8 protein-coding genes are annotated in these 7966 nt (G+C 68.3%); 1 reads left to right on the forward strand and 7 read right to left on the reverse strand.

Annotation, left to right across the window (positions count from 1 at the left end; genetic code table 11):
* The first annotated feature begins 43 nt into the window (after nucleotides 1-43).
* Nucleotides 44-1549: a methyl-accepting chemotaxis protein gene (locus AC1DE3_RS25000; protein ID WP_476852848.1), complete on the forward strand. Its 1506-nt coding sequence runs from the start codon at nucleotides 44-46 to the stop codon at nucleotides 1547-1549.
* Between the two features lie 146 nt (nucleotides 1550-1695).
* Here AC1DE3_RS25000 and AC1DE3_RS25005 read toward each other — a convergent pair whose 3' ends face one another.
* The 7 genes from AC1DE3_RS25005 to rpsU all read right to left on the reverse strand — a co-directional run bounded on the left by AC1DE3_RS25005 (nucleotide 1696) and on the right by rpsU (nucleotide 7556).
* Nucleotides 1696-2358, reverse strand: coding sequence for a class I SAM-dependent methyltransferase (locus AC1DE3_RS25005; RefSeq protein WP_476780662.1), 663 nt, complete (start codon nucleotides 2356-2358; stop codon nucleotides 1696-1698).
* Nucleotides 2355-3509, reverse strand: coding sequence for a glycosyltransferase (locus tag AC1DE3_RS25010; RefSeq protein ID WP_476780661.1), 1155 nt, complete (start codon nucleotides 3507-3509; stop codon nucleotides 2355-2357). Before AC1DE3_RS25010 ends, AC1DE3_RS25005 begins: the two co-directional genes overlap by 4 nt.
* Before the next feature lie 221 nt (nucleotides 3510-3730).
* Entirely contained in the window at nucleotides 3731-4999 is a 1269-nt protein-coding gene (locus AC1DE3_RS25015; protein ID WP_476780660.1) for a S8 family serine peptidase, read from the reverse strand.
* Nucleotides 5000-5248: 249 nt separating this feature from the next.
* The gene (locus AC1DE3_RS25020; RefSeq protein ID WP_476780659.1) at nucleotides 5249-5944 is read right to left on the reverse strand and encodes an anti-sigma factor family protein; all 696 of its coding nucleotides are present in this window, start codon (nucleotides 5942-5944) and stop codon (nucleotides 5249-5251) included.
* 48 nt (nucleotides 5945-5992) lie between these two features.
* A complete protein-coding gene (locus AC1DE3_RS25025) occupies nucleotides 5993-6553 on the reverse strand; it encodes a sigma-70 family RNA polymerase sigma factor (RefSeq protein WP_476780658.1) in 561 nt (186 codons plus the stop codon).
* 279 nt (nucleotides 6554-6832) lie between these two features.
* The gene (locus tag AC1DE3_RS25030; RefSeq protein ID WP_441509648.1) at nucleotides 6833-7207 is read right to left on the reverse strand and encodes a DUF6481 family protein; all 375 of its coding nucleotides are present in this window, start codon (nucleotides 7205-7207) and stop codon (nucleotides 6833-6835) included.
* Nucleotides 7208-7292: 85 nt separating this feature from the next.
* Nucleotides 7293-7556, reverse strand: a complete 264-nt coding sequence (rpsU, locus tag AC1DE3_RS25035; RefSeq protein ID WP_441510105.1) for a 30S ribosomal protein S21 — start codon at nucleotides 7554-7556, stop codon at nucleotides 7293-7295.
* Nucleotides 7557-7966: the final 410 nt, after the last annotated feature.

Raw genomic sequence — 7966 nt, forward strand, 5'->3', positions numbered from 1 at the left:
CGCGGGCTCGAACAGTCACGGGCCCAAAAGGAATTGCCGTCTCATGTCCGCACCGGATCATCTCGCCAAACGCCTAGCCTTCCTCGGCCTCGACACCGCAGCGAACAGCCATATCCGTGACGTCCACGAGACCCTCAGCGCCGCCATTCCGGGCGCGCTCGACGCTTTCTACGATCAGGTGCGCGCCTTTCCGGAAACCCGCGGCTTCTTCGGCAGCGACGAGCATATCGAGGCCGCCAAGCAGCGGCAGGTTCAGCACTGGGGCGGGATCGCGACCGGGAAGTTCGACGAGAACTACGTCAATGCCGTGACCCGCATCGGCAAGGTCCATGCCCGCATCGGACTTGAGCCCCGCTGGTATATCGGCGGCTATGCGCTGATCCTCGAGAAGCTGCTCGGCGCCGTCCTGCAGGCGCGCTGGCCGAAGAACGCGCTCGGCAGGCGCATGTCCGGCGCCGACGAGCGCGCGGCCGAGATCGGCGCCGTCGTCAAGGCCGCCATGCTCGACATGGACTATGCCATCACCGTCTATCTCGAGGCCTCTGAAGCGGCTCGCCTCAAGGTGGAGGCCGAGGCGCACGCCGCCGAGCAGGCCAAGGCCGCCGAGCGCGATCAGGCGATCGCCTGCGTCAGCAAGAGCATGGCCGCACTGGCCGAGGGCGACCTGACCCATCGCATGAGCAACGAGATCCCGGCCGAATACGCTGAAATCCGCGAGCATTTCAACGCGGCGATGGCGCGGCTTCAGGAGATGGCTGCAACGATCAAGACGACTTCGACCGCGATCGCCGCCTCCTCGCAGGAAATAAATAGCGGCGCGCAGGACCTGTCCATGCGCACCGAGCAGCAGGCTTCGGCACTGGAAGAGAGCGCCGCGACGACCGAGCAGCTCGCGGCCTCGGTCAAGACATCCTCGCAGGCCTCGCGCGAATCCGTCGCGCTGGCGGACGAGGCAGCCAATGTCGCCCGCACCGGCGGCAACATCGTCAGGGACGCTGTCGACGCGATGGCCCGGATCGAGGGGGCTTCGAAGCGAATCTCCGAGATCACCGACGTCATCGACGGCATTGCCTTCCAGACCAATCTGCTGGCGCTCAACGCCGCCGTCGAGGCCGCGCGCGCCGGCGAGGCCGGCCGCGGCTTCGCCGTGGTTGCGGCCGAGGTGCGGGCGCTGGCCCAGCGCTCGGCCGACGCCGCCAAGGACATCACCGGCCTGATCGCCTCCTCCGACGTCGAAGTCGCCGAGGGCGTCAAGCTCGTCAGGCAGGCCGGCGAGACGCTCAGCCGGATCGTGGCCGCCTCCGCCAAGGTGTCGAGCACGGTCGAGGAGATCGCGTCGGCCGCCGGCGAGCAGGCCAACGGCATCGACGAGATGAGCCAGACCGTCAGCCACATGGACGAGATCACGCAGCAGAACGCGGCGCTGGCCGAACAGAGCGCGGCTTCGGCGCGTACGCTGCTCGACCAGATCGACCACCTCAACCGGCTCGTCGCCGCCTTCCGGACAGAGCCGACCGCTGAAACCTCGGCCCGCCGCCGCACGGCGTGAACGAGCGGCTTCGGATCAGACTGGCCAGCGACAAAATCCCGCCGTCATCCCGGGCTTGACCCGGGATCCATGCCGGAGCGCTGTCGATTCAGGTCCGGGCGTGGATCGCAGCTCTGCGCTTCGCTGCGGCCGGCCACCGATATGCGTCAACCGGCCAAGCGCCAGACCGAGCTGCGCTTGATCTCGGCGTCCTCCAATGCGCGCGTCACCGGCACCTGGTAGGTCGCGACCGTCTCCAGCCGTCCCTTCGGCAGATAGCTGCGGCCGGGATCGCCGATCAGCACGGTCGCGCCGCGGGCAGATAGGGCGGAGAGCCAGGCGATGACGCGCTCGGCCATGTCGCGCTCGTAGCAGACATCCCCGGCGCAGACGACCTGCCAGCCCTCGTCGCGGCCGATGAGATCGTCGGCCCGCGCCGTCACCGTGACGTCGTTGGCGGCAGCGTTGATGCCGATCGCAGCAACCGCGAAGGCATCGATATCGCAGGCCTCGACCCGCGCGGCGCCCGACTTTGCGGCAGCGATCGCCACCAGCCCGGAGCCGGAGGCGAAATCGAGGACATGCCGGCCCGCCACGATCTGTGGATTGTCCAGCAGATAGCGCGCCAGCGCCTGCCCGCCGGCCCAGGCGAAAGCCCAGAAGGGGGGCGGCAGACCGATGACGGCAAGCTCCTCCTCGGTCTTCTGCCAGAGTTCGGTCGCCTCCTCGGCGACATGCAGGGAAATCTCCGCGGCGTGCGGAACAGGCAGCAACCGCGTATGCGCGCGGATGAAGCCCTCGCGGTCGAGAGCCGACGCCGCCTCGCTCACGCGACCTTCTCCGTCGCAGGCGCGGCCAGCAGCCCCTGATACAGCGCCTTCACAGCGTTCATCACATCGCGCTCGGTATGGCCGTCGAGCAGGCGGGCGCGGGCATTCGCGCCCATCCGCTCCGCGAGACCGGGCGCGCGGGCGAATACGGTGAGCGCTTTGGCCAATGCCGCCGCATCGTCGGCCGGCACGACCATGCCATCCTGTCCCTCGCGGACGAAGCTGCGGCAGCCCGGCACATCGGTCGTCAGGATCGGCCGGCCGCAAGCGGCCGCCTCCAGGATCGTGCGCGGCAGGCCTTCGCCGCCACGCGAGGGCAGGATGCAGAGATGATGCGCCTTCCAGACCGCCTCGACATCCCGGGTCGGGCCGGCCCAGTTGATGCCGGGCCGTGCCGCCCACTCCTTCAATGTCGCCTCGGGGATCGCCTTCGGATTGGACGGGTCGGGCGCACCGTGGATGGTGAGTTCAACCCTGGCCCCCTCGGCACGGGCGAGCCTGACCGCCTCGACCGCAAGGTCGACGCCCTTGGACCAGAGCATGCGCGCGACGAGCGCGGCCTTGAGCGGCGGCGCCGGCGGCATCGGCGACGGCATCAGCATCAGCGGATCGACCCCGGCCCCGCCGACGATCGCGACCTTGGCGGCGTCCTGCGGGTCCAAGCCCAGCGTGACCGGATCATCCGGGTTCTCGAAGAGGAAGCGCACCTGCGGGCCGTCGATCGCCCCGCGCAGCCAGGCGATCGCAGCGAAGCGGGCTGCGGCGGCCAGAGCCCCCTGCCTGGCGCCGAGGAAGCCGAGGCCGGTCAGCGCATAGACCCGCCGGTCGATACCGGCGAGCTTGCCGGCAAGGCCGGCGAGCGCGATCGGCTTCAGCGCAATGCAATGCAGGATATCGGGTTTTTCAGCCGCGATCAGCCGTCTCAGCGCGGCGACCTGCTTGACCAGCGCGCGCGGATCGAGGCTGCGCCGCTCTGCCTCCAACGCGATCAGCCGCGCACCCGTCGCCTCGATGGCGCGCCGATGGTTGCGCTCGCGCGCGATGACGGCAACGTCGAGGCCAAGTTCGCGCGCCGCCCGCGCCATCGGCAGGAAATGCGAGGCGAAGAACCAGTCCTCGGTGGCGACGAAGAGAAGTTTCGGGCGTGGCATCGCGCCATCAGGCCGATGCGGGGGCGCAGGTCAAGAGCGCCGATAGCTCAGAGTCCTTTCGGACACTTCCGAGCCCTCCTCCTGAAGGGCAAGCGAAGCTTGCGTCTCGACGGATGCTCCAGATAGTTCCGGAACCTCCTGACCATCCTTCGAGACGCAGCCTCCGGCTGCTCCTCAGGATGAGGGCTGGAGGATAAGGGAGGCTTCTGCGAAAGAACCGATCAGGGCCGTGCCGTCGCGACCGGCAGAACGCGCGCCAGCGCTGCCGCAGGATCGATCCGCCCGGCGCCGAAGACAGGGTCGCGCCCCTTCGAGCCGAGATCGGTCGCGCTCTCGGCGAGGATGCGGCGGGCGCTGTCGGGATCGAGCTCAGGCTGCTTCTCCAGCAGCAGCGCGACGAGCCCGGAGACATGGGCGGCCGCGATCGAGGTGCCGGAGGTGAACGCGTAGCGCCCTCCCGGCTCAGCCGTCAGCACATCGACGCCCGGCGCGGCGATGGCGACGTAAGCACCGCGGTTGGCATCGATGAAGACCTTGTCGTCGGCATCGGTCGCCGTCACGGCGATGACGCTGGGGTCGGCGCCGGGGTAGAGCGGTGCCGAGCGGATGCCGCCATTGCCGGCGGCCGCCACCGCAATGACGCCGCGCTCCTTTGCGCCGGCCAGCGCCTTTGACAGCAGGCGATCCTGCGGCCCGGCGAAGCTGAGATTGACCACCTTCGCCCGCTGCTGAACCACCCATTCCAGCGCCGTCAGGATCTGGAAGGACTTGCCATTGGCCGAGCTCGCCTGCGGGCCGCCGAAGGCGCGGGCGACGATCAGCCGGGCGGCCGGCGCGATGCCCTGCAATTCGCCATGCGCGACGATGGCCGTCGCCATGGAGGTGCCGTGCGCGTGCGGGGTCGCCAGCCCGTCGACGGCGTCGAGATAGGCGAGGACCGAGCCGCTGATCTCGGGATGCTCCATGTCCACGCCGGAATCGATCATGCCGACGCGAATGCCGCGCCCGAGCGCGAGCTTGCGGGCTTCGCCGAGACGCAGCTTGTCGACGACATATTGCGGCGGCAGCACGCGCCGGACGGCCGCCGTCCCGCGCGCCGCCGTCGCGGGCTCCCCAAGCCGCAGGCTGGGGGCCGGCGGCCCGCTTGCCTCGGAAGACGCCGTCGTCGGCGCAGCCGAAGCGTTCGCGGAGCCCGGCCCGGGCGGCGTGCCCTGCTGCAGATCGAAGAGGAAATTCGGCTGGGCGCCGGCGATGCTGCTGTCGTCACCCATCTGGGTCAGCACGGCCCGCAGGTCGCGGCCGGCCTCCAGCCTGGCGCGGATGATGGTGACGTTGGCCAGTTCGAAGCGCTGGCGGGCGATCAGGGTCGCGCCATAGCGACGCAGCACGATATCGGCCTCGGCGTTTGGCGCCAGCTCGAACAGCACCTCGTCCGGGACGAAACGGGTCTCGTCCGGCGCCGGCACGATGGCGCGCGGCTGGCGCTGCATCCAAGACCCCGGCGGCACGCGCATCGAACGGTTGGCCCCGTTGGCGGCGGGCTGCTGGGGCCCGGCCGCGGGAGCCTGGGCACGAGCGGCGGCAGGAACAAGCGCCGTCGCCCATATGAGCAATGCAGCGCCCGCGAGGCACCGCATCAGCGCGGTCCCGCTTGTGAAGCCGGATCGCAGCATGGCCTGGCCCTCCCGCCGCAGAACATCATGCCATGGCGCCGGCGAGCGGCGCCTCAAAAGGATCGATCAGGGCGCGGGCGCGACGAAGCTGACGATGCCGCTCTCGCTCTTCATCCGCGTCGCGATCGCATCGACCTGGGCTGATGACAGCGAGGCATCGCCGACACGCACCTTGAAGAAGCCGTTCGCGCGCGGCCCGTCAACGACCGAGGCATCGAAGCGCTTGAAGAAAGCGGCGATCTCGCCGGCTTTCGCCTCCGGAGCGAAGCTCAGCAAGACATAGCGCTCCGAAGCCCGCGAGCCCGGGGCCGAAGCCGTCTGGAAGCCGGCGCCCCCGTCCCGCAGCGCGAGCCCGGTGATGGCGACGCCCTGCAGCGCGATCAGCGCGATGGCGGCCGCGCTGGCATAGGCGAGCCGGCGCGGCGGCAGCGACGCGAGCAGGCCGCCGAGCCAACCCAGGAAGCCGCGGCCCATGCTGTCGGTCGCCCGGGTCAACAGCGGCGCCTGATGGGGAGCCGTGTCGATCTCGGCCATCAGCTTTTCGAGGGCACGATGCGACGGGGCGCCGAGGCTCTCGTTGAGCAGAACCGTCTCGGCCATGTCGTCGCGGATGATGTCGAGCCGGGCGGCGAGCTCGGCGTCGCCGGCGAGCGCGGCTTCGACGCGGCGCTTGTCGGCGTCCGAGATGCGGCCATTGGCATAGAAGGGCAGCAGCTCCTCGAGCTCGCGGCGCTTCGGATCGCTTGCGATGCTGTCGGTCATCACGCCACTCCTCCGGCGGCCTGGCCGCGCTTCATAACACGCAACGCCTCAAGGCCAGCCACGGTCGATACCGGCAGCCTTGAGCATCTCGCCCAGCTTCTTGCGGGCATGGAAAAGCCGGGTCTTGACGGTGTTTTCGGGAATGCCGACGATCCGCGCGACCTCCTCGACGGAGGTCTCGTGGTAATAGACGAGGTCGACGACCTCGCGGTGCTCGGCCGAAAGGCGTTCGAGGCAAGCGCGGATCGCAAGGCCCTTGTCCTGCTTCTGGAGCACGATCTCGGGGCCGTCGGATTCATCCTCGATGCTGCCGGCGTAATCCTCGTCCAGCTCGGCGTCGCGGCGCTTGCGCAGGAGCGACCACGCCTTGTTCCGGGCGATGGCGAGCAGCCAGGTCGAGACCGAGGCGCGTGCCTCGAAGCGATCCGCCTGTCGCCAGAGATCCATGAACACGTCACTGATCACATCCTCGGCAAGCGTCTCGTCGCGGACGAGCCGCAGCACGAAACGGTAGACCCGCACCTGATGCCGTGAGAACAGCACCTTCATCGCGAGCCGGTCGCCCGATGCGATCCGTTTGACGAGATCCTCGTCCGATTCCGTATGCATTGCCCCTCGAAGGCCAGGCATCCCGGCTCGCACCCATTCGTCGCGGCGAGCAGGGAAAAGGTTCAACCCAGGCGCACATTAATGTGCACGAGCGGATTTGCCGATAGGTCATCGGGGAGAGAACGAGCTTTTTTGCCCGAAAACCAGCCATTTCAAGACTGTCGAACCGCCGTCGCGGCCAGGCGGACATGAAAAGGGGCGCCCGCGGCGCCCCAGATCGCATTGATGACATGCGCGAATTCTTGGCGCTCGGCTGGCATCAGCCGAGCGGAAAGTGCGCTAGCGGCGCTTGCCGGCCGTGCGCATCTGCATGTACTGGACCGCTTCGAGCAGCACCTTGCGCGGCCGCTCGGCATCACGCTTGGCCTGCTCCGCCTTGCGGGCGGCCTCGCGGGCGATCTCTTCCTGGCGCTTCTCTTCTTCGATCCGCGCGCGCTCGAGCGCCTCGAGGCGCTCCTTCTCGGCCCGGATCTTCGCCTTCTCGGTTTCGCGTTCGGCGCGAGCCTGAGCGATGGCTTCCCGCTCCTCGCGTCGCTGCACCATGACCGGGTCATCGACCTTGGGCCGTGCCTTGAAACGCTCAAGCAGCGCCTGCTTGGCTTTGGCGGAGTTGGCCTGACGGTCGGTGAAGCTGCGGTCGCTCGGATTCTTCAAGGGTGATCTTCTCTCGGGTTGTTACGGGTTGTTTATCGGCCCGCGCGGGCGCCTTAAGCCAGATCGAGCCGAATTGGTATCGAAATCAACGCGCGGCACCCCCGCTTCCAACGCGGAGCGGGCGATTTTTCGGGCGTGGCGCCGCGATCAGACCTTCCTGGCGCGCCTGCTTGAGGGCCGCCTTGCGGGCCCGCCGCACGGCTGTGGCCCTTTCGCGGATGCGGCGCTCCGAGGGTTTCTCATAGGCCGTGTGCCGCTTCACTTCGCGCATGAGGCCTTCGCGCTGAAGTTTCCGCTTCAGCACGCGCAAGGCCTGGTCGATGTTGTTGTCGCGAACAAGAACCTGCATCGCAGCTCCTTTCTGCGTTGATCGATCGCCGCGCCCCGCTCGGAACGTGAACCGGCGATCCATCTCATCGGTGAAGCATCCGGTCCGCCCGAGACGTAAAGTCCACGGCTCGGTCAGATGCTCCGCTGCCTTCCTGCGCGACCGCAAGACGGGTCCTGTCGTGACGCCAGGCACCACGCATATCCCAAAAGGCTCGCGGGGCGAGGCTTCGGAGCGGAACGGCGCGGTCGGCAGAACGTTGATATGGGTCTGAACGGCCGTTTTTTCAACATGGGGTAACGGTCTGGCTGCTCTTCTTCGGAGGCCGATAGGATTGTCTCCGCTGCAACAGAGGAGATCGATCATGGAATACTTTGCTGGGCTGGACGTCTCGATGGAGGAGACGCACATCTGCCTCGTCGATCGCGACG

The organism is Allobosea sp. 10L417 (assembly GCF_056395485.1).

Bases quoted from the DNA above. Each gene is read 5' to 3' on its own strand.
- AC1DE3_RS25020 (WP_476780659.1), bottom strand. From the start codon at position 5,944: ATGACCGACAGCATCGCAAGCGATCCGAAGCGCCGCGAGCTCGAGGAG.
- AC1DE3_RS25000 (WP_476852848.1), top strand. From the start codon at position 44: ATGTCCGCACCGGATCATCTCGCCAAACGCCTAGCCTTCCTCGGCCTC.
- AC1DE3_RS25015 (WP_476780660.1), bottom strand. From the start codon at position 4,999: ATGCAGCGCCAGCCGCGCGCCATCGTGCCGGCGCCGGACGAGACCCGT.
- rpsU (WP_441510105.1), bottom strand. From the start codon at position 7,556: ATGCAGGTTCTTGTTCGCGACAACAACATCGACCAGGCCTTGCGCGTG.
- AC1DE3_RS25010 (WP_476780661.1), bottom strand. From the start codon at position 3,509: ATGCCACGCCCGAAACTTCTCTTCGTCGCCACCGAGGACTGGTTCTTC.
- AC1DE3_RS25025 (WP_476780658.1), bottom strand. From the start codon at position 6,553: ATGCATACGGAATCGGACGAGGATCTCGTCAAACGGATCGCATCGGGC.